At 52.3% G+C, this 24889-nt stretch carries 20 protein-coding genes and 1 tRNA gene; 10 read left to right on the top strand and 11 right to left on the bottom strand.

Annotated elements, in window-relative coordinates; genetic code table 11:
- Nucleotides 1-96 precede the first annotated feature (96 nt).
- From MO867_RS13705 to MO867_RS13690, 4 genes are all read left to right on the top strand, one after another.
- Complete coding sequence (locus MO867_RS13705) at nt 97-627, top strand: ClbS/DfsB family four-helix bundle protein (RefSeq protein WP_252469620.1); 531 nt, start codon at nt 97-99, stop codon at nt 625-627.
- 119 nt (nt 628-746) lie between these two features.
- Nucleotides 747-1070, top strand: coding sequence for a hypothetical protein (locus MO867_RS13700; protein WP_252469618.1), 324 nt, complete (start codon nt 747-749; stop codon nt 1068-1070).
- A gap of 420 nt (nt 1071-1490) precedes the next feature.
- Nucleotides 1491-1919 (top strand): hypothetical protein, encoded by a 429-nt coding sequence (locus MO867_RS13695; protein WP_252469616.1) that lies wholly within the window; start codon nt 1491-1493, stop codon nt 1917-1919.
- A 104-nt stretch (nt 1920-2023) separates the two neighbouring features.
- Entirely contained in the window at nt 2024-2404 is a 381-nt protein-coding gene (locus MO867_RS13690; RefSeq protein WP_252469605.1) for a VOC family protein, read from the top strand.
- Between the two features lie 136 nt (nt 2405-2540).
- Here the strand turns inward: MO867_RS13690 and can are convergent, their stop codons facing one another.
- Genes can through MO867_RS13660 form a run of 6 tightly spaced genes read right to left on the bottom strand, consistent with a single transcriptional unit; the run spans nt 2541 to nt 10827 of the window.
- Nucleotides 2541-3188, bottom strand: a complete 648-nt coding sequence (gene can / locus MO867_RS13685; protein ID WP_252469593.1) for a carbonate dehydratase — start codon at nt 3186-3188, stop codon at nt 2541-2543.
- Between the two features lies 1 nt (nt 3189).
- Nucleotides 3190-4014 (bottom strand): peptidylprolyl isomerase, encoded by an 825-nt coding sequence (locus MO867_RS13680; RefSeq protein ID WP_252469592.1) that lies wholly within the window; start codon nt 4012-4014, stop codon nt 3190-3192.
- A 53-nt stretch (nt 4015-4067) separates the two neighbouring features.
- The gene (gene narI / locus MO867_RS13675) at nt 4068-4757 is read right to left on the bottom strand and encodes a respiratory nitrate reductase subunit gamma (protein WP_252469591.1); all 690 of its coding nucleotides are present in this window, start codon (nt 4755-4757) and stop codon (nt 4068-4070) included.
- A 4-nt stretch (nt 4758-4761) separates the two neighbouring features.
- The gene (gene narJ, locus MO867_RS13670) at nt 4762-5487 is read right to left on the bottom strand and encodes a nitrate reductase molybdenum cofactor assembly chaperone (protein ID WP_252469589.1); all 726 of its coding nucleotides are present in this window, start codon (nt 5485-5487) and stop codon (nt 4762-4764) included.
- Between the two features lie 19 nt (nt 5488-5506).
- Complete coding sequence (gene narH / locus MO867_RS13665) at nt 5507-7054, bottom strand: nitrate reductase subunit beta (RefSeq protein ID WP_252469567.1); 1548 nt, start codon at nt 7052-7054, stop codon at nt 5507-5509.
- A 2-nt stretch (nt 7055-7056) separates the two neighbouring features.
- Complete coding sequence (locus tag MO867_RS13660) at nt 7057-10827, bottom strand: nitrate reductase subunit alpha (protein WP_252469565.1); 3771 nt, start codon at nt 10825-10827, stop codon at nt 7057-7059.
- A gap of 320 nt (nt 10828-11147) precedes the next feature.
- Between MO867_RS13660 and MO867_RS13655 the strand changes: the two genes are divergently transcribed.
- Complete coding sequence (locus tag MO867_RS13655) at nt 11148-13001, top strand: histidine kinase (RefSeq protein ID WP_252469563.1); 1854 nt, start codon at nt 11148-11150, stop codon at nt 12999-13001.
- 398 nt (nt 13002-13399) lie between these two features.
- Nucleotides 13400-14074, top strand: a complete 675-nt coding sequence (locus MO867_RS13650) for a CHRD domain-containing protein (RefSeq protein ID WP_252469561.1) — start codon at nt 13400-13402, stop codon at nt 14072-14074.
- A gap of 134 nt (nt 14075-14208) precedes the next feature.
- On the opposite strand, the gene MO867_RS13645 is transcribed toward MO867_RS13650, so the two are convergent.
- Nucleotides 14209-15408, bottom strand: coding sequence for an alginate export family protein (locus MO867_RS13645; protein ID WP_252469559.1), 1200 nt, complete (start codon nt 15406-15408; stop codon nt 14209-14211).
- A 399-nt stretch (nt 15409-15807) separates the two neighbouring features.
- Between MO867_RS13645 and MO867_RS13640 the strand changes: the two genes are divergently transcribed.
- On the top strand, nt 15808-16251 hold the full coding sequence (locus MO867_RS13640) for an SRPBCC family protein (protein ID WP_252469557.1): 444 nt from the start codon (nt 15808-15810) through the stop codon (nt 16249-16251).
- Between the two features lie 127 nt (nt 16252-16378).
- Here the strand turns inward: MO867_RS13640 and rtcA are convergent, their stop codons facing one another.
- The 4 genes from rtcA to MO867_RS13620 form a co-directional block, all read right to left on the bottom strand.
- A complete protein-coding gene (rtcA, locus tag MO867_RS13635) occupies nt 16379-17416 on the bottom strand; it encodes an RNA 3'-terminal phosphate cyclase (RefSeq protein WP_252469555.1) in 1038 nt (345 codons plus the stop codon).
- Between the two features lie 49 nt (nt 17417-17465).
- Nucleotides 17466-18626 (bottom strand): slipin family protein, encoded by a 1161-nt coding sequence (locus MO867_RS13630; RefSeq protein WP_252469543.1) that lies wholly within the window; start codon nt 18624-18626, stop codon nt 17466-17468.
- A gap of 349 nt (nt 18627-18975) precedes the next feature.
- A tRNA-Ile gene (locus MO867_RS13625) sits at nt 18976-19048 on the bottom strand.
- A 182-nt stretch (nt 19049-19230) separates the two neighbouring features.
- Nucleotides 19231-20460, bottom strand: a complete 1230-nt coding sequence (locus MO867_RS13620; protein ID WP_305884247.1) for an RtcB family protein — start codon at nt 20458-20460, stop codon at nt 19231-19233.
- A 218-nt stretch (nt 20461-20678) separates the two neighbouring features.
- Between MO867_RS13620 and rtcR the strand changes: the two genes are divergently transcribed.
- The 3 genes from rtcR (at nt 20679) to MO867_RS13605 (ending at nt 24732) form a co-directional block, all read left to right on the top strand.
- Nucleotides 20679-22277 (top strand): RNA repair transcriptional activator RtcR, encoded by a 1599-nt coding sequence (gene rtcR, locus MO867_RS13615; RefSeq protein ID WP_252469540.1) that lies wholly within the window; start codon nt 20679-20681, stop codon nt 22275-22277.
- Between the two features lie 58 nt (nt 22278-22335).
- Nucleotides 22336-23817, top strand: coding sequence for a C13 family peptidase (locus MO867_RS13610; RefSeq protein ID WP_252469507.1), 1482 nt, complete (start codon nt 22336-22338; stop codon nt 23815-23817).
- Nucleotides 23818-23949: 132 nt separating this feature from the next.
- Nucleotides 23950-24732, top strand: a complete 783-nt coding sequence (locus MO867_RS13605) for a TSUP family transporter (RefSeq protein ID WP_252469474.1) — start codon at nt 23950-23952, stop codon at nt 24730-24732.
- Nucleotides 24733-24889: the final 157 nt, after the last annotated feature.

Raw genomic sequence — 24889 nt, 5'->3', positions numbered from 1 at the left:
GCTATTCTAGGTCTATTCTGTTCGTTTTTACACCGATTTATATGGGACAGCCCTGCCCTTTAGGGCCTGCCCCCCAGACTGGGCTGGCAGCGTTATGTGAATAAATCAGTTATGTCATCAATACCCAAGAATAAAGAAGAGTTGCTTCAAGCCATTCGAACTGCTTTTGATAAGCTTCTTGCGGATTACTTAGAAATTCCAGAAGAACATTCACGGCAAATTGGTGTTGAGGGTAACACTAAAAATACTGAGATAAGTATTTGCGATACACTGTCATATTTGATTGGTTGGGGTAAACTCGTCCTGAAGTGGTATGACCTTACATCAAGGGGGCTTGAAGCAGATTTTCCTGAGACAGGCTACCAATGGAATGAACTTGGCCAATTAGCTAGTCATCTTCATAGCCAATATCAAGATTGGTCTTTTGAAAGGCTACTATCAGAGTTTCAATCAACCACTGAACAAATCTTGCGGCTAGTCGAGTCACAGAGTAATGATGAACTCTATGCTAGAAATTGGTATAAAAATTACACATTAGGGAAAATGATTCAATTTAACACGTCATCCCCAATGAAAAATATTCGCACAAAAGTGCGGAAATTCAAAAAATTGAAATGTAAGGAGTGAAGCTCACATACCTAGATAATGAAGTTTATTTCATCCTTGCAGGCCCCTATTAAAAGCGCTACGATTCGCGCAATACCCCGATCATCTCAGTATTATATAACCAAAGATTGAGTAATCATATGAACATAGATATTGATCAATTAACTGAAGATGAGCTTGTGGAACTCAACCATAGGGTTGTTGAGAGACTCAAATTCCTCGAATCCATGCATACACATAAAGAAATGATGCAGTTCAATCCTGGGGAGCAGGTGAGCTTTGAGCCACCAGGCAGAGGCAAACAGATTGGTACACTTGTTAAATTCAACAAGAAAACGGTTACCGTTATTACAGAGTCAGGTCAGAAATGGAACGTTTCACCTCACTTACTCAGAAAGGTTAAAAACGTAACCTCAAAAAATAAAAAGGCAGGTAATGTAGTTAACCTGCCTCATAAAAAATAAATATATAACAATAGCAGATTAACAGACGAATCTTTAGGCTGCGCCTATAGTACCGCCCCAACTGCGCGCGCCATATTTATTATGGACAGTTTTGGTTAGGCATTATCCAAAACAGCACTTGATGATTTCTCCTGAAATAGAGGTTGTTGTTTTAGGTGAAGTAAAGTATCTCGACTCTCAGGTTAATAGCGGAAATATGCACAAAAGGGGTTTCTGTAACATGCCAGGAATGCTGGACATAAAGTCCGGAGCTTTAAACGAGTCACCCAATTAGGTTCCGCAGTTAGATTTCCATGTTGACAGCGCTGTGCCGGGCGGCCAACACTATGCACCTTTGTGCTGATCTCTTCGATCTTATTTTTGCAAGAAAAGACATATTGTTATTTGACATTAACGCATAGTCATGCCCCATAGAAAACAATGAAGATATTAAACTCAATCTTTTTAATCCTGTTTTCCAATCTCTGTTTTGCACTTGGTTGGGACGAGCTATCAAAAGAAGCGGCAAATGCTCGCGATATTGATGTTAGCGTAGTATTCGACGACATAAAGAAATGCCATGAGATTAAGGCAAAGCTACCAACCCGGCTAACGTTTGAAGAGCTTGGCGAAAGGGAGCTTTGGTCTGTTCGTTATAGATCTATCAAAGAAAAGGACCAAGGATGGCAACTAATCGTCAAAGGAACGGAGATAACTTTACCTGCCAACTCTAAATCAAAACCTGAGACTTCTGTTTTAATATGTTTGGATGAGACCGATTTAAAGCATGGCTATTTATCAGCATTATACGGAGGCCCACAAGGCAATCCGCCAATGGTTGTGCTATTAAAATTGAGTGATTTTATATAAAGGCAAAATAAACAAGGGCATTTGATTTGCCATTTTGGCAGAAAATCATTCAAACAATAGGCAAGACTTCTATCCAGCAAATTGTTCACAAAGAGTGAAAATATATGATTGGTTATATTACCTTGGGGACAAATGATTTTGATCGTTCTGTTAAATTCTATGATGAGTTAATGAGTCATCTGGGAGAAAAACGACTTTGGAAAAGTGATTCCATGGCAGCGTGGGGAAGTTCTAGAGACGTTCCAGCATTATGCATCACTAAGCCATTTGATGGAAAGAATGCCACAGTTGGTAATGGTGGTATGGTTGCTCTTAAAGTATCAACCAAAGAGCAGGTTGATTCTGCTCATTTAAAAGCAATAAATCTTGGGGGGACTAACGAGGGTTCTCCTGGTAATAGAGGCAGTAACGGTTTTTATGGCGGTTACTTCAGAGATCTGGATGGCAATAAATTGAATGTCTTTATACCAGCATCGAATGCCTAACAAGCGTCCATGGTACAACGCACCAGTAAGCTGGGGATGGACAGCGATCTTGGACATCCGTAGCTGCGCTGTTCTCTTCCAGAGCCTGAAGCTAGTTAATTAGGGACATAGGAGCAGGGAAACTCGATGGTAAATCTCACCCCTCCTCCTGCACCCCACCATAAACATGATAAATCTCCGGCACCTGGCCGCGATCGTCCATCCGCATACCCAGGTCTCGAATCAGGCCATCGCGAATATCGTAGATCCAGCCGTGCAGGCTGAGGCGCTGGTTTCGGTCCCAGGCGTGCTGGACTATTTTGGTCATAGCCAGGTTTTGTACCTGCGCCATCACATTTAATTCACAAAGGCGCGCTGAGCGCGATTCTTTATCGAGGGATTCCAGCTCTTGCCGATGACGGGCGTAGACATCCTTGATATGGCGCAGCCAGTTATCCACCAGGCCACATTCGCTGTGGCCCATGGCGGCCTGTACTCCACCGCATCCGTAATGGCCACACACCACTACGTGTTCAACCTTGAGCACTTCAACGGCGTATTGCAGCACCGAGAGGCAATTAAAGTCTGTGTGTACCACTACGTTGGCGATATTGCGATGTACGAATAACTCCCCCGGTGCCATACCCACAATTTCGTTGGCGGGCACGCGGGAGTCTGAACAGCCGATCCATAAATATTTAGGTACTTGCAGGCGGCTCAGGCGTTGGAAGAACTCCGGGTCCTGAGCCGTCCTCTCATCTGCCCAGACTCGATTGCGCGCGAACAGTTGGCGAATCTCTGCCACCTCAGTGGGCCTCCCCCGATAAATCCAGGCCGGATATTTGCGCGGTTTGCACCATCATTTGCAGATAGTCGCTGGTCATCTGGCGGCGGCGTTTTTCGGTCAGGTATTCCTCGATCCGCTCGGAAACATATTCATATTCCAGCGGGCGGCCCGGTTCGCACTGCTCTACATAAATCAGGTGCACGCCATAAGGAGTCTCTACCGGCTCCGCGACCAAGCCTGTGCCCTGCTCAAATACTGCGCGCTCGAAGGAGGCGACGGTATCGCCGCGCCCCACCTGACCGAGACTGCCGCCGGCTTCGGATGATGAGCAGGCGGAGTGGGATTGGGCCAGGCGTGCGAAAGCCTGCAGCGGGTTGGCATCAATGCGAATCTGTTCCAACAGGGTCTCCGCACCGGCACGTGCCTTGGCGCAGGCGTCGGTATCATCCGGCTGTGCAGGCAGTAAAATATGACGCACCTCGGCGAGGGGATCGGAGCGGAATTTGTGTGGCTGGGATTCAAAGTAGGCGCGGCACTCGGTTTCATCCGGCGCACTCACGACTAGCTCACCTTTGAGAAGGTCTGCCACTGCGCGATCAAATGCCTCGCTGTGCAGGTCTTCGTCCGCTCCACACAGACCCTGCCCTGCGGCTCGCTCACGCAACAGCCAGCCGATTACCAGTGCGCGCGCAGCGCAGTAAATTGCCTGACGCGGTGAGTCGGCGGGCTGGTATTGCATCTCCTGGTAAATCAGGTCCGCTGGAATTTCGGTTCCGTTAACGGCCACTACCTCGGCCATTTCAAATTCGCCCCCGGCAGCATCAGTAGCCAGTAATGTATTCATGACTCAACTCCACACTGGGCCCGCTCGTGGCGGGTCATTTATTGGTTACAGGGTTAGCGCGCCGCTCTGGCGCGGACTACCTGGTAATTGCGGCGGAAGTACTGCACCGGAACACTCCATACGTGCACCAGGCGGCTGAAGGGGAACAGCAGAAACAGGGTCATGCCGAGGAAAATATGCAGCTTGTAGATGATGTTCACTCCGCTGATCGCGGCGGCTGCACCGGCTCCGTCGAGCGTGACAATGGACTGGGCCCAGGCCATCAGTTTGAGCATTTCGGCACCGTCCATATGACCGGCAGACACTACGATGCTGATCAAACCGAGGATCAATTGTGCGTAGAGCATCAGCAGAATTGCCAGGTCCATTTTGGACGTTGTGGCGCGCACGCGTTTGTTGGTGAGACGGCGCTTGATCAAGATAGTGAGACCGATAAAACAGATCACCCCGAATAAGCCACCAATACCCATGGCCATCATCTGCTTGGTGGAGGCTTCAATACCGAGGAAGTGCCACACCGCCTTGGGCGTGAGCAGGCCCACAAAGTGGCCCGCCAGGATGGCAATTACCCCGATATGGAACAAGTAACTGCCGATACGCAATTGCTTGCGCTCCAACAGCTGGCTGGAGCCCGTGCGCCAGGTGTATTGATCGCGGTCGTAGCGGATCAGGCTACCCACCAGGAACACCGTGAGGGCGACGAAGGGGTAGATGGCAAAGAGCAGCGTATTCAGATAGTTCATCTTGTTACTCCTGTAGTGCGGGCTGGGCAGAATTCTGCGCCGCATCGGCGGCCCAGGTGAGAGGCTGACCATCGCGGAGCTGGGCGGGACTGGGCTTCGTTACCGACTGGTCGCACTGGTTGGCGCCGGTGAAACTGACCACCTCTTCCTCCCAGATTTTGTCCAGGGCTTCCGGAGTGTCGTCGCGCTCTTCGTTGGCCACTTCTTCCTTGAGAGCTGTCAGGTCGACAAAAACGCCAGCCATCTGCAGCAGTGAATCCATCAACAGGTGATAGGGACTCTCGCGCTTGGACAGACGCGCACTTAACAGGGCAATCACGTGAGTGATATCGTGAACCCAGCCGTAGGCTTCCTCCCCCTGGGTTGCACAGAACTCCAGGTAAGTGGGCAGATAGTCCGGCAGCTCGCGCTCCTTCAGCTCAAGACCTGCGCTGCGATAGCGCGCGGTCAGGTCTACCATGGCTTGGCCACGATCGCGGGATTCGCCGTGCACATGCTCGAAGATATGCAGGGATACCGCGCGACCGCGTTCGAACAGGCCGTCGTATTCACTCTGCCAGTCGAGCGCGTCCATACACTCGTAATGGGAGATAAATGCCAGCAGCATGTCGCGCAGCGGCGCATCCAGGTCCTCGGACTCTGCTAACCAGCGGGTCAGCTCATCCAGGTGTGCCACCAGCTCATCGGACGGGTAATCCAGCAGGTGGGCGATCAGGTTTAATACTTTCATCGGTTTTCTCCGCTCGACTTCAGTCGACCACTTTGGCGGGTATCACTTCGCGTACCGCCTGTTGCTTGCCACCGAAGATATTGGTGCTGTCGTTGCCGGTGCTACAGCCGTTGCCGAAGCTGAAACCACAAGAGGATTTCATGTCGTAGGCATTCTCGGCGTAGGCCTTATGGCTGGAAGGCACCACGAAGCGGTCCTCGTAGTTGGCCAGGGCCATATAGCGATACATATCCTCCACTTGGGCGACAGTAAGCCCGGCCTCTTCCAGTAACTCGCGCTCCTGTATGCCGTCCACATGGATGCCGCGCATATAGGCGCGCATCACAATCATGCGTTCCAGCGCTCGGGCCACCGGTTTTTCATCGCCAGCGGTGAGCAGGTTAGCCAGGTATTGCAGCGGGATGCGCAGGGTGGAGAGGTCGGGAATCTCGGCGCCGCGTCCCACGGTGACGGTTTCCACTTGGCCTGCCTGAACCGCATTCTGGATCGGAGACAGGGGTGGCACATACCAAACCATGGGCAGGGTGCGGTACTCCGGGTGCAACGGCAGAGCGATCTGCCAGTCGATAGCCATTTTGTACACGGGAGAATTCTGCGCAGCTTCGAGCCAGGCTTGGGGGATACCTTCGGCGCGGGCCGCTTCCTGAACCTTGGGATCGCTGGGGTCGAGGAAAATATCGCACTGGGCTTGGTAGAGCGCTTTTTCATCTTCTACGGAAGCGGCTTCCTCGATGCGGTCTGCGTCATACAGCAGCACGCCCAGGTAGCGGATACGGCCTACGCAAGTCTCGGAACAGATGGTGGGCTGGCCCGCTTCGATACGTGGGTAACAGAAAATACACTTCTCGGATTTACCGGTTTTCCAGTTGTAGTAAATCTTTTTGTAGGGGCAGGCAGAGACACACATGCGCCAGCCGCGACACTTGTCCTGGTCGATCAGGACGATACCGTCTTCTTCACGCTTGTAGATGGCGCCGCTGGGACAGGCAGAGACACAGGCCGGGTTGAGGCAGTGTTCGCACAGGCGCGGCAGGTACATCATAAAGGTGTTTTCAAATTCACCGTAAATGTCGGCTTGTATCTGCTCGAAGTTTTTGTCCTTTTTGCGCTTCTCGAATTCGGTGCCGAGAATTTCTTCCCAGTTGGGGCCCCATTCGATTTTTTCCATGCGCTCGCCACTGATCAGCGAGCGCGGGCGGGCCACCGGTTGGTGCTTCTGCTCCGGCGCATTGTGTAGATTCTGGTAGTCGAAATCGAACGGCTCGTAGTAATCATCGATTTCCGGCATGTCCGGGTTGCCAAACAGGTTGGCCAGCACGCGGTGCTTGCCACCGATTTTCGGCTGCAATTTGCCATTTTGCTTGCGTACCCAACCGCCGTTCCACTTGTCCTGGTTTTCCCATTCCTTCGGGTAGCCGATTCCGGGCTTGGTTTCGACATTGTTGAACCAGGCGTACTCGACCCCCTCGCGGGAGGTCCAGACATTTTTACAGGTCACTGAGCAGGTGTGGCAGCCGATACATTTATCGAGGTTCAGCACCATGCCTATCTGGGCTCTAACTTTCATCGCTACACCTCCTCTCGCGTCGGCTCTTTGACGTCTTCGCCATCCAGCCAGTCGACCTTATTCATTTTCCTGACCACCACAAACTCATCCCGGTTACAGCCCACGGTGCCGTAGTAGTTGAAGCCGTAGGACTGCTGTGCGTAGCCACCGATCATATGGGTGGGCTTCATCACGGCGCGGGTCACAGAGTTGTGAATACCGCCACGGGTGCCGGTGGTTTCCGCCCCCGGTGTATTCACGATGCGCTCCTGGGCGTGGTACATCATGGCCATGCCGTCGGGCACCCGCTGGGATACCACGGCGCGGGCGGCGATGGCACCGTTGACGTTGAAGATTTCGATCCAGTCGTTGTCTTCGATCCCCGCCAACTTGGCGTCGTACTCACTCATCCATACGATGGGGCCACCGCGGGACAGGGTAAGCATCAACAGGTTGTCGGAGTAGGTGCTGTGGATGCCCCACTTCTGGTGCGGAGTGATCCAGTTGAGCAATATCTCCTTGTTGCCGTTGGGCTTCTGGTTGAGCACCGGTTGCACGGTTTTCAGGTTGATCGGCGGCTTGTACACACACAGGTTCTCACCGAAATCGCGCATCCACTCGTGATCCTGATAGAACTGCTGGCGGCCGGTGATGGTGCGCCAGGGGATCATTTCGTGCACGTTGGTGTAGCCGGCGTTGTAGCTCACATGCTCATCTTCCAGGCCGGACCAGGTGGGTGAGGAGATAATCTTGCGGGGCTGCGCCACGATATCGGCGAAGCGAATCTTCTCGTCTTCCTTGGGCTTGGCCAGATGGGTGTGATCGCGACCGGTAATCGCGCCCAGGGCTTCCCAGGCCTTCACCGCTACCTGGCCGTTGGTCTCAGGAGCCAGCGACAGGATCATTTCGGCGGCGTCGACGGCGCTGTCGATACGGGCGCGGCCATCGCGGGCAGTCTCATCCTTCCAGGTGCGATTGAGCTTCTTGAGGAAGTCCACCTCGTCATCGGTGTTCCAGCTGATGCCCTTACCGCCGTTGCCGAGTTTCTCCAGCAGCGGACCGATAGAAGTAAAGCGGTTGTAGGTGTTGGGATAGTCGCGTTCTACCTCGATCATACTCGGCGCGGTAACGCCGGGAATCAGGTCGCATTCGCCTTTCCACCAAGCCTTTACACCGAATGGCTGGGCGATTTCTCCGGGCGTGTCATGGTGGATCGGCAGGGTTACCAAATCCTTCTCCACACCCAAGTGACCGTCGGTCAGTTCGGAGAATTTCTTCGCTATGCCCTTGAAGATATCCCAGTCACTACGCGCCTCCCAGGCCGGGTCCACCGCCTTGGTGAGGGGGTGAATAAAGGGGTGCATGTCCGAGGTATTGAGGTCGTCCTTCTCATACCAGGTGGCGGTGGGCAGCACTATGTCGGAATAGAGGCAGGTGGTGGACATACGGAAGTCCAGTGTCACCAGCAGATCGACCTTGCCCTCACTAGGGGCGTCATTCCAGGCCACGTCTTCCGGTTTCTTGCCCCCTTCTTCGCCCAGGTCCTTGCCCATCAAGCCGTGCTTGGTACCGAGCAGGTGGCGCAGCATGTACTCGTGGCCCTTACCGGAAGAACCGAGCAAATTAGAGCGCCAGATAAACATATTGCGCGGGAAGTTCTGCGGATTATCCGGGTCTTGGTTGGCGAACTTGAGCGCACCGCGCTTGAGCTGCTGCACCGTGTAGTCTTCGGCAGACATACCGGCGGCGGCGGCATCTTTGGTCAATTGAAGCGGATTAATCCCCAGCTGCGGCGCGGAGGGCAGCCAGCCCATGCGTTCGGCGCGGCTGTTGTAATCAATGATGGAAGCCTGCCACTTGCTCTTGTCGGCCAGCGGCGACACGACTTCATCCATCTCCAGCTTCTCATAACGCCACTGGCTGGCGTGATTGTAGAAGAAGGAGGTGCCGTTCATATGGCGCGGTGGACGCTGCCAGTCGAGACCAAAGGCAAGTGGGGTCCAGCCGGTCTGCGGGCGCAGTTTTTCCTGCCCGACATAGTGGGCCCAGCCACCGCCACTCTGGCCGATACAACCGCACAACATCAGCATATTGATGATGCCGCGGTAGTTCATATCCATGTGGTACCAGTGGTTGAGACCCGCTCCCAGAATCACCATGGAGCGTCCACGGGTTTTATCGGCGGTGTTGGCAAACTCACGGGCTACCTGGATCACATTCTCGCGACGACAACCAGTCACCTTTTCCTGCCAGGCAGGGGTATAGGGCTTGTCTTCGTCGTAACTCTGCGCACAGTTGGGGTCGTCGAGACCGTGCTCAACGCCGTAGTTGGCCAGGGTCAGGTCATAGACACTGGCCACTTTGAGAATCTCACCGTCCTTGTTTTGGACAAACTTCACCGGCACTTTGTAGTCGATCACTTCATCGTGATCGGTGTGCTGGAAGTAGTTGTGTTCGTGGGTCTGGCCACCGAAATAGGGGAAGGCGACCTGCGCAATCTCATCGGCGCAGTCTTTTAGGCTGAGCTTCAGCTCCAACTCTTCGCCACTGCGTCCGTCGCGCTGCTCGATATTCCACTTGCCATGCCCCTCTTTTGCGGAAGGTTCTCCCCAGCGATAGCCCATGGAACCCTGCGGTGAAACCAGCTGACCATCGTGATTCACGCCGATGGTTTTCCATTCCGGGTTGTTATCCTGACCCAGGTTTTCTGCCAGATCGGAGGCGCGCAGGAAGCGGCCTTGTATCAGCTTGCCATCGCGCTCTTCCAGAGTGACCAACATCGGCATATCGGTGGTGGTGCGCACGTACTCGGTGAAGTAGGCACTGGGCTTGTCGACGTGGAATTCTTTCAGGATGACATGGCCGAAGGCCATCGCCAGGGCTGCATCGGTGCCCTGGCGCGGTGCCAGCCAGGTGTCGCCAAACTTGGAGCACTCCGAGTAGTCAGGCGTAACCACACAGGTCTTGGCGCCCTTGTAGCGTACTTCGCTGAGAAAGTGTGCGTCCGGGGTGCGGGTCTGCGGCACATTGGAGCCCCACACGATCAGGTAGTTGGAGTTGTACCAGTCAGCGGACTCTGGCACATCGGTTTGCTCACCCCAGACCTGTGGTGAGGCCGGTGGCAAGTCACAGTACCAGTCGTAAAAACTCAAGCAACTGCCGCCAATCAGTGACAGATAGCGGGCACCGGCGGCGTAGGACACCATAGACATGGCGGGGATCGGCGAGAAGCCAGTCACCCGGTCCGGGCCATATTTCTTGGTGGTGTAGACGTTGGAGGCGGCGATCAGTTCGTTAACTTCATCCCACTTGATCCTCACAAAGCCACCCATACCGCGGCGTTCTTTGTAGGACTGCGCCTTGGCCGGGTCCTCGACGATACTGGCCCAGGCCTCTACCGGATCGCTATACCGCAGCTTGGCTTCGCGCCATAGTTTTACCAGGCGTTTGCGGATCTTCGGGTACTTGAGACGATTGGCCGAGTACATATACCAGGAATAACTGGCACCGCGCGGGCAGCCCCGTGGCTCGTGGTTGGGCAGATCCGGGCGGGTGCGCGGATAGTCGGTCTGCTGGGTTTCCCAGGTAACCAGACCGTCTTTAACGTAGATTTTCCAGCTACAGGAGCCGGTACAGTTCACCCCGTGGGTGGAGCGCACGATCTTGTCGAACTGCCAGCGGCGACGGTAGCCATCTTCCCAGCTGCGATCGTCGTCGGTCTTTTCCCCGTGTCCTCCGGAAAAAGGTTCTTTGTGTTTCTTCAGATATTTCAGTCGGTCCAGGAAATGGCTCATGCGGTACTCCCAGGGCATCGGCATGCGGTTAAAGCATCGGTTTAGCGGGAATATAAAAGGCCCTGGCCGTGGGATCATCTGACCTAAAAGGGGTAGAAAAGCGAATAATTACCCCTGAATGGGTAGGGAAAAGGCTCCGAGGGGCCATTAAAGTGATGCCCCAGCCCAGCGCTGGCAGGGTCTCTGTATAAAAAACAGACGACAGACCAAATTTTGTGCAAAACTAGCGGTCTTTAGTGGTACTCGCAAATTTGGGCGCCAACGGGCGGCACAATAGGAACGAGCCATCCACAGCTGCCCGAGGGCAAAGCGAACTCCATATGCTGAACCGAATTCGACAGTCCATCGTCTACCGCATCGGCACCCTGATGCTGCTTACCGTGCTGGTGTCCCTCAGTTCCATGGTGGCCTCCTACGTTATCTCCGACGCCGCCGAAAATGATGCCGCTGCGGTGAACCTGGCCGGCTCCCTCCGCGCCCTCAGCTACCAACTGTCCGCCACCGCCCCTTCCGGCGATATTGAGGCCACCGCCACTCTGGCAGACAAGCTGGCGCAGCGCCTGACACAGGTACTGAGCATTTCCGACTTCGCCGCCAGCGACAACCTGCGCGCAGCGCGCAATTACCGCAAGGTAATCGACAGCTGGGAAGGTGAAATCCGCCCGCTGCTGGAGTCCATTGCCGCCGGCCAAACCTCCTCGGACTCCCTGCAACTGGCCACCCGCCTGGAGCCGTTTATCGACGATGTGGATGCCCTGGTATTCGACTACCAAACCATCGCCGAGGAAAAAATCAGCCTGCTGCGCCTGGTACAGGTGGGCTCCCTATTCGCCATCGTGGCGCTGGTATACCTGTCGATGTACATACTGCACCGCTTTGTGGAGCAGCCCCTCAAACAGCTCACCAACCGCTCGTTGAGCATCGCCCAGGGGGACTTCAACCAGCACCGCCTGGAGATCGACAGCGAGGACGAATTGGGGGTATTGGCGCGCACCATCAACTATATGAGTGATGAGATCCACGCAACCCATCAAGACCTGGCACACCGAGTGGAACAAAAAACCGCACAGCTACAGAAAAGTCACGAGGCGCTGGACTTCCAATACCGTCTGGCGCGACGCATCAGTGAGGGCCCTCTGCCCGGCGCCGAACTCGGCCAGTGGCTGGGGGCCTTCGCCAATGTGGCCGACCTGGATAATCTCGACCTGTGCCTGATGACGCCCGAGGGTGAAGCTCCCTATGAACACTTGGTGCAGGGACATGGCAACAGCCATTGCAGCGGCAGCGAGTGCGGTATCTGCGTGAGTACCTGTGGCCCGACCGACGAGAGCAACCATCGCGTATACCGCTTCCCGCTGGAAGTAGACAAACGCAATTACGGCGTCTTGATGTGCACTCTCCCTCAGGGTGAGAGCCTCGACGATGAACAACAGCAACGTCTGGCCACCTTTGCCGACAGTGTCACCGCCGCCATTGCCATCAACGAACGGGAAGCTCAGGAGCGCCGCGTGGCCCTGTTGGACGAGCGCGCAATCATCGCGCGGGAACTGCACGACTCCCTGGCCCAATCCCTCTCCTACCTTAAGATCCAGGTGACCCGCCTCAATCGCGCCAACCGCAGCGAGCAGGTGGACAAAGCCAAGGTGGAGGAAATTATCACAGAGCTGAAAGAGGGGCTCGACTCCTCCTACCGCCAGCTGCGCGAACTGCTAACTACCTTCCGCCTGCAAATAGGGCCCGGCGGCCTGCGCAGTATCCTGGAGCAGTCGATCCTCTCCTACCGCGAACAACACCCGCAGATTAACGTCTTACTCGACTACCACCTGGATGAGGTTCCTCTCACCCCGCACGAGGAAATTCACCTGCTGCAACTGGTGCGCGAGGCCTCGCAAAATGCGGTGTATCACTCCCAGGGAGATATGGTGCAGATCAGCCTGACCCAGGCTGACAACCATTCCCTCAACGTACGTATCTGCGATAACGGTATCGGGATCAGCAGCGCACCGGAAAAACGCAATCACTTCGGTATGTCGATCATGCAGGAGCGCGCCAGCAACCTGAACGGCAAGTTGAATATTCGTCGCCGCGAAGAAGGGGGCACCGAGGTGCAGTTTGACTTTACCCCCCTCTATGCCAGTGAGCGCGAGCGTGAACTGATTTGGAGGAATGCGTAGTGATAGGGCCCAGTCCTCATTAAAAGAATCACTAGGGGCGAGCGAATTACTGCCACCCCCTAGTTTTTTAATTTGGGCCTGTACTTTTCTTAATAATATTCAGCGACCATTCTGGTAACTTCTACTTGCTCCCCCCACTGCGCCAACTACTGACCAAAAATCCAAGCGCCCATTCACTCCACAGTTCACCCAGCGCCCGAATAGCCAGAGTCAAAAATATTGTCTCTTAAATTGGCCCCAAAGGACCAATATCTAGCCCATATGCTACAAGTACTTATCGCTAGCTCATCCCGTGATTTGCACCGATTAGTATTGGTGAATATCAGCCCCGCCGATGGCCTGGCATCCAATCTTCCATTACGAAATGACTCTATCGATTTGATAATGAGGAAAGGTTTATGAAGCTGAATTCATTGCACAAAGCCATTTTTTTAATAGTGCCGATGTTTATACTGGCTTATTCTGCGTTCACACTTTCTGATAGCCACAATAAAAAAGAAAAGGACCCACCGGCTGCTAAACATGGGAGTGGTGAGAAGGCGTGGTCTAAGGCGGGAAATGACAAACGGTTTACCCTCTTTAAAGCTAAATTAACCACCGCTAATGAAAATATGCTCGGTAAAAAAGTCAATCCACAAACCCCCAAAGAGGCTGTTGGCTTCTTTATTGGTGCCTACAACAACCAGACACATATGCTGAACTTTATGGTTGGCTACAGCGATCTATCAAAGGGTGGGGTGGCTATGTCGCATTTTCATATGCTGTGCGCAGGCGACGCTAAAGAGCCCCCTATTTGCAAGCCGGGTAAACCCAGTGGCCCGATTATCCAAACCATCTGCGGAATGCCCACACACCCCGGTATGGTCCCCGACTGGCCCGAGACTAAAACTGATAAGGATAAACACGGCCTAGCAAAAAAATGCGCTGAAGGCACCAGTGGATATATTATGGGCAAGTGGATGGTGGAGGAGCCTTATCGCAAGGGGCTAATGGATGGAAAAGTCTTCGTTAACTTACATACACAGCTGGACCCCAAAGGTGAGGTATCCGGCCTGTTAAAAATCAACAAGTAGACTCCCTTCCCTTGTGAGTTCACGGGCACGCCTAAAAGCCAGGACACGCTGCAGAAGTAAGACAATGCTGGGCTCCGCCACTTGAGGAGCTCAACATTATCAAAATCAATTTTCGAATTGCCAATTCAAGAAAATCAGAATTTTGCCGTAAGCATTAACCAAAATTTATCGGTATCCGAACTGTAATCCTCCGCATCGTAGTTGGCATATTTTACCAGTGCAGAAAAATGCTGATCAAATTTATGGCTATAACTGATATTCCATTCATTACCATAATTCTCTGAGCCTTCGCTGGCCTCAAAGTTGTGATAAGTAATCCCCAAATCCCCCCCCGCCCAAGCCAGGCTACCTCCAATATATAAATCCTCAATGCCATCGGCAGGAGTTACCAGGAACTGATCGGTAAAGCCCTGAAATTTATGCAGCGTTGCCAGGGGTGTTTTAAAACTGACGCCACTGTCTGAACCCAGTACTTCGTACCCCAGTTTGCCTGTTACCGGGCCCAGCGGAGCCGCAATCTCAGCCAAATAGTAATCGGCAGCATAATCAGAAGGATTGCTGCCAATATCCTGTTGCCGGGCATAACTAAGCTGGGTTTCAAACCGACCAAAATCTCCCCGATAGGCTGCACCGTAAGTACGAGCTGCGAAACTGGAGGCGTTATCCAGGTCGAGATTGTAGAAAAACGCAGTCAACTTGTGGTTTTCCACCAGTGGATAGCTAGCATGAAACAGCTGGATATCTCCATCAAGATCCGCACGATCACTGTCTTCCCCGAAAATACGGTTGACGTTATAGAGATAGCTGTAATCCAGCTGCAACTGTCCTTCTGCACCATATTGGTAACGCAAACCGTCATAAGTCTGTTCGTTTTGACGCCAACCCACACTGCCGATAAAACGCTGGCTGTCCAGGTTGATACGTTGGCGGCCGACAATCACTGCGGAATTTCCAGCGCGATATTGCAGATATGCCTGGTTTACCTCTGTGCCTTCAGGGTCCGCAACCACCGGATGCTCACTATTACCATTTACTGTGGAATTATAATTATCATTGCCAATTCCGCTGACGTTATCCACTTCAAAAAATGCATCGAAACTGCGGTAGCTGCCGCTAGTCCAATTCAAGCGGGTTCTTAAGGTAGAGGCGATGGCGACATCATTTATATTATCCTGATCAACATGCTCTACTCGATAGCGAAGATTTACTCCCACTTCTCCCAAAGTCAGTGCATCGATTAACGTGGCACTACCATTTTCCACTGCGCCAACTTGAGAGGCGGAAACCCCAAGGATAATGGCCGCGACTGCGGTGGATAATTTCTGTTCTTTCATTCGCCGTTCCTTTGCAAAAGATTGGGGGGAAGGCAACTGCTGATACCAAGCCAGTCCTATTAAGATATTTCCCGGCCACAGCAGTTATCCCGGTGCGAATGTATTATGCAAGCAGAGTACCAACTCATTTATTGACATACATCAGAATATGCCTTTGTCTACAATGGGATGGCTATCATTTTTTCGATTTTAATTTAATAGCTAAATGACACCGACGAGAAATGGCGCGAATTAATAAGAATCAAAAAGGCAGGGAAGGAAAAATGCTCAAATCCGTCTACTTTTAAAGGCAGAACCTGTGAATTGACGGAAGGTTAAAATTTGTAAAACTAGGGTCAGTTGCTAAATGTTATAGCCGAACTCAACCCAACAATAAATAAACAAAGTAGGGAAGTAATCATGCCTGACTACACCACTTCTTTCTTAAGCCCTGCCACACCGGAAAGAGCTTACCGAGTAGTAGCCGAGCAGATGCCCCACTGGTGGACCCCTACCAGTGCTCCCTTCCTGGCGGTAGGCGATACCGCCAAAACCGGATTTGACGGACAGTCCTATTGGGTGTTCCGCGCCAAAGCCCTGATCCCCCAGAAACTGATCGAACTTGAATGTATCGAGTCTTTTATGGTTTCTGAACAGGTCGATACCCCCAGAGAGTGGGAGGGCAGTACACTCCGCTTCGAGTTTGTCGAGCAACCCGGCGGCATCCGCCTGACCTTTACCCATATTGGCTTGCGCCCGGAAATGAAGTGCTGGAATATGTGTAAAAGGGGCTGGGACCACTACCTGCCCGGAAGCCTGCAGAATTACCTTAAGAACGGGGCGGGCAAACCGAATAGTTTCTAGAAATCAGACAGGCATTTATTTCCCCTGTCTAGGAAGCTAAAAACCTCGATTCTGCCTGGAGTTGCGCCGCTCAGTCCCTGGATGGGGTTTCAATTGCAAGCCATCTGAAAGCCTGAAATTTACCCTCTTATGCAGCCTGCTTTTCTTTATGGCTGTGCACTAACACTCGCCATTGATCCAGCCCCTCTTCTTGCAAATCAATTTGCGCGCCGGTCAACTGGTGAATAACGTCGATATTAGTGCGTAGATGTAAACTCGGTTTAAGCGTTACAAAACTGCCGCCGGCACCAAGTGCCATAGGCAATATCAATTGATCAGCCAGATGCTCACCCACGGGTACGCCGGCATGAATATAGCGCTGCATCTGCCGAATTGCGCCATCGGCTACCCGCTCAGCGCTGACGCCCTGCTTGGCCATAGCCTCAAACACTTCTGTTATCTGCTGCGCCCGCAAGCGCAGAGACAATAGATTTCCTGGCCCCTGAGAAGGTACCTGCCGTTGGTGCAGGCACTCCGCTGGCCAATCACATTTTTTGCGCACCTGCGCCAGCTCGCGCTGGGCTACATGGGCGGGAATATGAGCGGAGGTGGCCACAGCTTCGTAATCCAGCAACTCACCGCGCTCGGTAAGTTGCAAGGCCGAAAGCTGTGATAGTGGCTGGATACGCGCGCGCCAGGTGCCGCCACCAGCGGGATAAAACCCGTAATCGTCCAGGGCCACTTCCACCTGGGCCCCCATGCGTGCCAGCAGTGGCAAATAAGCCTCGGCAATAAAATCGAAACTGGGGGCTTTTTTGTTATGGGTACCGCCTTCGAAGCTGACTTCACTCACCTCATCAGCGAATAACAGCGGCAACAACACGGTTTGCAACACCAGGCTGGTGCTGCCGGCGGAGCCAATGGGGAAATGATAGTCGCCCGGGCGCACGGTTCCCGGAACAAAAGTCACCTCAGAGGCACCCAACTGCTCACCAGTGACCACAGCATTACTTATCGTTTTTGCCGCACGCAGACAGGTGAGATGCTGACGCAACAGGCCAGGCTTTTTACGGCCCGCACGAATATTCTTGATCTTAATCGGAGTTCCCAGACACAGGGACAGGCTGAGGGTGCTGCGCAATATTTGGCCGCCGCCCTCCCCCTGGGCGCCGTCTATCTCAATCATTCTCAAATTCCTTAACTATCAAAACTTCATGTTAGCGCTGCAAAATACATCAGGCGGTAGGGCGCAGCTTTACCAAATCATTGAGGACGCCATCGAGGCCACCGTATACGGAGATTTTATCGATCCGAGTACTGACCCGCTCCAGTGCTTCCAGTTCTTTTAAGCGCAGTAACACAGGGTTGTTATCCATCAGCTTGGCTGTGTTGTGCAGCGAACGCATCGCCTGGGTTTCCTCCCGGCGCTTGATCAAGTTTGCCTCGGATTCCTTTTGCGCTTCCACTACCTGATTCAGGATCATTTTCATATCGCCAGGTAAAATAATATCCTTTACCCCTACGCTGGCAATCTCGATTCCATAGGCGGCCAACTTATCGCGTATGCCGGTGGCAATCACAATGTTCAGTCGGTCTTTATCGGCAAGCAGACTGTCCAGTGTCTGGGTGCCCACAGCCTCGCGTAGATGCAGCTGCAATTCACGGTAAATAAAGCCATTGCAATCGCTGAGCTTTAAAGCAACTTTTTTCGGGTCGGAAATTTCGTAAGTGCCACTCAGATTGATACGCAGACTGACTCGATCTTTGGTAAGAATTTCCTGGCCGCTCACGTCTATTGTCTGCAAACGCAAATCCAGCAATTTCACTGCGATTGAACGATTGTATTTCCAATAGCCATAGCAACCTGGCTGCAACATTTTTTCCAACTTGCCGTTAATCATTAACAAGCCGATATGTTCATCGGGTATTTCGTTATAGCTGATCGCTTGTACCGCAGTACGAATCTGCCCTGCGCGAACTCCGCGACCCAACAGACCCAGCACGTTCTTATTGATGGCGTATTCCTCAGAAATATCCACAATTTCCACACGAACAGATTCCCCCCCCTTCCACACTGCACGGAAAGTCCCTGGCGGTAAAATATCCACCAAATGGTTGTCCCGATAAAACAGTCCCACCTGGTGATCTGACAGTTCATAAGACTGCAGATATTCACTGAGAATTTCACCATAGGTGTTCAATAGAAATTTGGCTTTAATTACGTCGAAAACCACATCGGTAATATCGTAGGTTTCTGCACGCACATCGCCGGATAGCAACGATATACGGTGACGCCCAGGAGGCAGTACCCTCTCAAAACGGTTGCGGCGAAACAACAGTGCTCGCTCGCTGTCTGCGACATCCACAATCTTCCATATTTTTATTAGAGGTTTCATTGCTCTTATCTTTATTCCATTTCAAAGGTGGGGCCCAGCCGGCCACAGCACAGTCAATCGTTTGTACCCAATAGGACTCGACAGCAGAGGTTTTGCAATGCGCTCCATTTAGCTCACCCTGAGCTGCGGGCCAAACTCCCTGGCCAGGAAAAATTATCACAAAACTTGCCACCGGGGCGTGTAAGGCAAACCCGCGGATAACGGTGTTGTTGCCGGGTATTACTGTATCGCAATCAACGCTCAAAGCTCTTTGATCGCGGCAGTGAATACACCGGACCCCCATAGATTTTCAATGGGGATTCGAACCCCAGGCTCTCGCCTTTCCCATAAGGTCGTTTCGAAGACGACGTAACTTTGGCAGGAGTCGAACCTGCTACCCATCGATGATAAGTCGATTGCTCTACCCAAATGAGCTACAAAGTAGGCGTTTGAGGGTTTAACCAGTGGGTACACCTGCCGCCAGGGGCGGTGGTGCCAGGCCGGTATCCAGAACCGACTCCGCTAACTGGATAAAACATTCAAACTCGATTGTGGCCGCTGCACTTATTGGTCCGACAGCCAACATTCCTGTATAAATTCGGCCTTCTCCTTGACCTGAACTGCATCACCCTTTGACACAAACCACCTGCTTGAGGGTGTAAACGATTTCCACCAAGTCTTTCTGTGCTGCCATAACCTTTTCAATCGGTTTATAGGCCGATGGGGTTTCATCGATAACACCTTCGTCTTTGCGGCACTCCACGTCGGCGGTAGCGGCGAGGTGCTCCTCCATTGAGACCAGTTTTTTCGCTTTGGTGCGCGACATCACTCGTCCGGCACCGTGGCTACAACTGCAGAAGCTTTCCTCATTACCCAGTCCCCGTACAATAAAAGACTTCGCACCCATACTTCCGGGAATAATACCCATTTCACCAGCACGCGCTCTTACAGCGCCCTTGCGGGTCACCAGCACATTTTTGCCGTAATGATGCTCGCGGGACACATAGTTGTGGTGACAATTAACCGCCTCCATACGCGCCTCGAAATCCATACCCAGTGCCTGTTTCACTGCACCGATAGTACGCACCATCATTACCTCGCGGTTGATACGGGCGAACTCTTGTGCCCACTCTACGGCCTGCACATAATCATCAAAGTGCTCAGTGCCTTCGGGGAGATAAGCCAGATTGCTATCTGGCAACTGAATATGCCAGCGTTCCATATCCCGCTTGGCCTTCTCAATGAAGTGAGTGCCTATTCGGTTACCCACACCGCGGGAACCGCTATGCAGCATCAGCCATACACTGCCGTGCTCATCCAGACACATTTCGATAAAGTGATTGCCGGTACCAAGGGTTCCCAGGTGATTGATATTGTTAGTATTTTTTAAAACAGTGTGCTTTTCCTTCAGCTGCTCAAACTGCGTGGCCAGGGGCGCCCAGCCAGTCAGAACATCGTCGGGTGCATTCTCCCAGGCCCCTTTGTCCCGGCCCCTGCCCCGGTTTCGGCCGGTGCGGCCGTGAGGTACTGCGCGCTCAATGGCACTGCGCACCCCTGCCAGGTTGTCCGGCAACTGCGCCGCCTTCAGACTGGTGCGCACCGCCATCATGCCACAGCCGATATCCACACCCACGGCGGCGGGAATTACCGCACCCTGTGTGGCCACCACACTGCCAATAGTGGCGCCCTTACCCAGGTGTACATCGGGCATCGCCGCCACCCATTTGTGGATAAAGGGCATCTGCGAAATATTTTTGAGCTGCACCCTGGCTTCATCTTCAAAGGGCACACCCAAGGTCCAGGACTTAATCGGTACCCCACCTGCCTGCATGACTTCATATGACATTGGCTTCATCTTCCACTCCTTTTGAAACCGCGCTTACTATTGATGCGCCTCGTTTGTTATTGATATAGCGAATTGAGTGCCAACTTTTCAATGAAGCTGAAAAATCTTTATAACTTATTGTTTTTTAAGGATTAATTATTTATTCGGGAGTTTCTGGTGAGATTGCTCAAAGAGCATAAATGATAATAATCTATCTTTTTTGATATCAAAATATTATTTTAGATAACATGAAAACAGTAGCAATCAGTATTCTCGGTACCAGCAAGGACCGGCGTGGCAAGGGCGACAAGCGCTGGGATAAATGGAGACCCAATATCTCCATGTGCCAGCACGATGACCTGCTTATCGATCGGCTGGAACTCTTGTTCGATAACCACTCAAAGAGCTTGGCTGATCAAGTCACCGAAGACATAGCGCGAGTCTCACCAGAAACCCATGTGGTCCACCACCGGGTTAATTTTGGCGACCCCTGGGATTTTGAAAGCGTCTATAGCACTCTGCTTGATTTCGCCCGCGCTTATGCGTTTACCCCGGACCTGGAGCAATACCTGGTACATATCACCACCGGCACCCACGTAGCCCAAATCTGCCTCTACCTGCTTACGGAAGCCGGTTATTTCCCTGGGCGCCTGCTACAAACCTCCCCCGCGCACAAGCAAAGCGACCTGCCGGGCCAGTACCAAATTATTGACCTGGATCTGTCCAAGTACGACCAGATCGCCTCGCGCTTCCAGCGCGAGCATCAGGAGGGCACCACTTACCTGAAAGGCGGTATCGAAACCAACAATCTCGCCTTTAATCGGATGATTGAGCAATTGGAGCAGGTATCTATCCGCTCTGATGCCCCTATCCTGATTACCGGACCCACAGGCGCAGGTAAATCACAGCTGGCTCAGCGAGTTTTCGAGCTGCGCAAACAGCGCGGCAAACTTGAAGGCGGCCTGGTGGCAGTAAACTGTGCCACCCTGCGCGGCGAGAACGCGATGTCCGCCCTGTTTGGCCATCGAAAGGGTGCCTTTACCGGTGCGGTTACCCATCGGCCGGGATTGTTGATGGAGGCCGACAAAGGCCTGCTATTTCTCGATGAGATCGGTGAGCTGGGGCTGGATGAGCAGGCAATGCTACTGCGCGCCATTGAGCACAAGCGCTTTATGCCATTCGGCGCCGACCATGAAGTGAACAGTCACTTCCAGCTGATCACAGGTACCAACCGGGATTTAGTACAACTCAGTCGCGAGGGCAAATTCCGTGCGGATTTGCTGGCGCGTATTGACCTGTGGACCTATCGCCTCCCCTCCCTGCGTGAACGTATCGAAGACCTGGAAGCGAATATCGACTTTGAGCTGGAAGCCTTTTCTACAAAATCCGGGCATTTGATCAGCTTCAATAAAGCCGCACGGGAAAAATACCTGTGTTTTGGACGCTCGGCAGAGGCCAGCTGGTCCGCCAATTTCCGCGACCTGAACGCCAGTATCCTGCGCATGGGCACCCTCGCCGACGGCGGGCGAATCACAATACAGGGTGTGGAGGAAGAGATTCAAAGGCTATGCCTTAAGTGGCAGAGCCCTCAGGGTGAGTCAGCACTAACTCTGACGCCTATTGATGCACTGCTAGGTCCCGGCAGTTGTGACACAATGGATTTCTACGAGCAGATCAAACTCGCGGGGCTGATTCGGGTGTGTGAAGAATCCAGCACCATGGCGGAAGCCGGGCGCAAGCTTTTCCAGGTGAGCCGCGCTACAAAGAAATCCAATAACGACTCTCACCGCGTACGCCAACTGCTGGAAAAATACGGCCTTAAATTCGAGCAATTGAGTAAAGCCTAGGGAACCCCGGATGTCGTTTTGTTAATCTCACCCCAGGACCTTGATGATGGATCATGGAATGAGATACACCCACCTAACCCCGCTTTTCCTTCTTCTCAGTGCCTGTGAACCCACCCTGTTTGCAGGCGGCACCGCCCTGCCCGATGGTTCCGTGTATCAAGGCGATCTACAAGAGGGCTTGTTTCACGGTCGGGGCCAACTGCGGTGGCCCGACGGTAGTCACTACCGAGGAGAATTCCGCGAAGGTCGCATGGTTGGTAAGGGTGTATTAGCCAAGACCGATGGCTGCCTGTACGAAGGAGAGTTCCTCAATGGAGAACCCCATGGCAACGGTCGCTATACCTGTGACGAAATTGAGTGGGTAGGCGAATTTTTAGCGGGAAAAATACACCAGGGCGTGCTGAATTGGAGCGGTGGCGAAACTTATAATGGTGAGTTTTTGGACTTTGATCCCCATGGCGAAGGCTGGTTAACCACTGAAGATGGCAGTGTCTATCAAGGCACCTTTGAATATGGCGCTTTATTACAGGGCAGCTACACAGATAGTGAAGGTTCTCGCTATACCGGAGGCTTCGAATATAGCTTTTACTCCGGCGTCGGTGAACTGACCCAGCCAGATGGCACGGTTATCCATGCCACCTTCCGTTATGGCAAGGCAGAGGGCGAAGGCAAGCGTATCCGCACAGACAGGGAAGGTAATATCGTTGAGGAACCCGGCTATTTCTCCAAAGGTGTCTACTACCCCAGTGAGAAAGCCTGGCGCACTCAAACAGGTATCCCCGCAGCCCATGCGGAAACCCATCTTTACAGCGAGAGCGAGCGCTTACAGAGTGCCATAGATTCACTATCTCCACAGAGGCAGGGCGTTCGCGATGTCTATACGCTGCTCGTCGGCGGGGACGGCACTTCTCCCGTTTTCGCCAAGGAGCTGAATTGGGTCACAGAACGCCTTGATGAAACTTTTGATATTAAGGGGCGCGTGCTGCGCCTCAGTAATGGCAGTGGTTTTAACTTTCCCCTCGCCACCCGCACCAGCATTCAGAAGGGCCTCAATGCTCTGGATCAACTGTTAGACCCGCAAGAAGATTTATTGCTGATACACCTTGTCAGCCATGGAGCCCGCAACGGTGACTTCAAGATTGCTGAGGGTAAAATACCTTTGAATGATCTCACTGTGGAAGATGGAAAGCAGTGGCTCGGAAGCGTAAACGCCCAGCACCAGTGGATCGTGATTTCTGCCTGCTTTTCCGGCCAGTGGGCAGATGCCTTAAGCCACCCAAACCGGATAATTTTTACTTCAGCCGCTGCCGACCGTAGCTCGTTCGGTTGTAGTGACGATTCTCAGCGCACCTGGTTCAGCTCTGCTCTCTATGGTGAGGCCCTGGCGTCGGGGGCGGGTAACCCCAAAGCTTGGTTTGAAGCTGCCAAGCTAAAGGTTATCGAAATGGAGCAGGAACAGGGTATTGAAGAGCACGCTCACTCCCTACCTCAATATTCTGTGGGAGAGAATTTTCTCACGTGGTGGAAAAGAAAACCATGATCTTAACCAAATAGCATTGCGATATTTAAATAGTGGTACTGCTCTATTAATTTTCCAAGAATAATCAACCAATCAAAAGCACGGTTACGCTATCAGTTTTCTGTCCTAAAAAAAACGAAAGGAGGTACTTTCTTGGAGCTCGCAAGCATTTCTATAGAATTAATGGGTGTTCTATTTTTTGTCGCTGTTATTGCTGGCCTGTTAGATACATTAGCAGGCGGTGGCGGCCTGATAACCGTACCGGCCCTTATCCTAAGCGGTGTACCGCCCTTAACTGTCTTGGGCACCAATAAACTACAAGGTAGTATTGGCACTGCAACAGCCACTTATATGATGATAAAAAGTAATAAAATAAGTTGGTATGGGGTAAAACCCCTAATGCTACCTGCTTTTACTGGTGCCGCGATTGGAACAATCGTCGTACAGTTTATCAACACTGATATTTTATCATTTATCATTCCTGCTATTCTTTTATTTATCGCAGTTTACTTTCTTTTATCTCCATCTCTCACCCCAAACAATGATAAGCCAAAAATCTCAAATGAGAAATACAAATATGGCGTAATCCCACTGATTGGATACTACGATGGCATGTTTGGTCCCGGAACGGGGTCATTTTTTACCTTGTCGGGAATTGCTTGTCGGAGTCATGATTTATTAACATCCACCGCGGTAGCAAAACCACTTAATCTCTCAACCAATTTGGCTTCTTTAACAATATTTTTGTTTGCCGGACATATTTTATGGGTAGTGGGTATCTTAATGATGATTGGCCAAGCTATAGGCGCTTGGCTGGGGGCTCACTGCCTATTTAAAATAAACCCTGCCTACTTGAGAGGTTTAGTAGTTCTTATGTGTAGTGGAATGTTATTAAAGTATACCCACTCTATGGAATGGATAAAATTCATCCAATAACAGATTTCCAGAAATCTGACACTAATAGCTATCGCAGACATCGCCGAATATTCTTAGCAGCCCGTTCTTCCAGCAAAGATAGTGGATTCGCCGCTATCTTTTAACAACACTTCGGACAGTTTCATGCAGCTATAGCCCCGTAGTCACTGTACCGTTC

This window comes from Microbulbifer okhotskensis (assembly GCF_023895975.1).
GTDB classification, from domain to species: domain Bacteria; phylum Pseudomonadota; class Gammaproteobacteria; order Pseudomonadales; family Cellvibrionaceae; genus Microbulbifer; species Microbulbifer okhotskensis.
The sequence above is the reverse complement of the archived record's forward strand: the minus strand, read 5'-3'. Positions and strand labels throughout refer to the sequence as shown.

Excerpts from the sequence above, each read along its gene's own strand:
- MO867_RS13700 (WP_252469618.1), top strand. The coding sequence starts at position 747 with ATGAACATAGATATTGATCAATTAACTGAAGATGAGCTTGTGGAACTC.
- MO867_RS13695 (WP_252469616.1), top strand. The coding sequence starts at position 1,491 with ATGAAGATATTAAACTCAATCTTTTTAATCCTGTTTTCCAATCTCTGT.
- MO867_RS13690 (WP_252469605.1), top strand. The coding sequence starts at position 2,024 with ATGATTGGTTATATTACCTTGGGGACAAATGATTTTGATCGTTCTGTT.
- MO867_RS13680 (WP_252469592.1), bottom strand. The coding sequence starts at position 4,014 with ATGAATACATTACTGGCTACTGATGCTGCCGGGGGCGAATTTGAAATG.
- narI (WP_252469591.1), bottom strand. The coding sequence starts at position 4,757 with ATGAACTATCTGAATACGCTGCTCTTTGCCATCTACCCCTTCGTCGCC.
- narJ (WP_252469589.1), bottom strand. The coding sequence starts at position 5,487 with ATGAAAGTATTAAACCTGATCGCCCACCTGCTGGATTACCCGTCCGAT.
- narH (WP_252469567.1), bottom strand. The coding sequence starts at position 7,054 with ATGAAAGTTAGAGCCCAGATAGGCATGGTGCTGAACCTCGATAAATGT.
- MO867_RS13660 (WP_252469565.1), bottom strand. The coding sequence starts at position 10,827 with ATGAGCCATTTCCTGGACCGACTGAAATATCTGAAGAAACACAAAGAA.
- MO867_RS13655 (WP_252469563.1), top strand. The coding sequence starts at position 11,148 with ATGCTGAACCGAATTCGACAGTCCATCGTCTACCGCATCGGCACCCTG.
- MO867_RS13650 (WP_252469561.1), top strand. The coding sequence starts at position 13,400 with ATGAAGCTGAATTCATTGCACAAAGCCATTTTTTTAATAGTGCCGATG.
- MO867_RS13645 (WP_252469559.1), bottom strand. The coding sequence starts at position 15,408 with ATGAAAGAACAGAAATTATCCACCGCAGTCGCGGCCATTATCCTTGGG.
- MO867_RS13640 (WP_252469557.1), top strand. The coding sequence starts at position 15,808 with ATGCCTGACTACACCACTTCTTTCTTAAGCCCTGCCACACCGGAAAGA.
- rtcA (WP_252469555.1), bottom strand. The coding sequence starts at position 17,416 with ATGATTGAGATAGACGGCGCCCAGGGGGAGGGCGGCGGCCAAATATTG.
- MO867_RS13630 (WP_252469543.1), bottom strand. The coding sequence starts at position 18,626 with ATGAAACCTCTAATAAAAATATGGAAGATTGTGGATGTCGCAGACAGC.
- MO867_RS13620 (WP_305884247.1), bottom strand. The coding sequence starts at position 20,460 with ATGAAGCCAATGTCATATGAAGTCATGCAGGCAGGTGGGGTACCGATT.
- rtcR (WP_252469540.1), top strand. The coding sequence starts at position 20,679 with ATGAAAACAGTAGCAATCAGTATTCTCGGTACCAGCAAGGACCGGCGT.
- MO867_RS13610 (WP_252469507.1), top strand. The coding sequence starts at position 22,336 with ATGAGATACACCCACCTAACCCCGCTTTTCCTTCTTCTCAGTGCCTGT.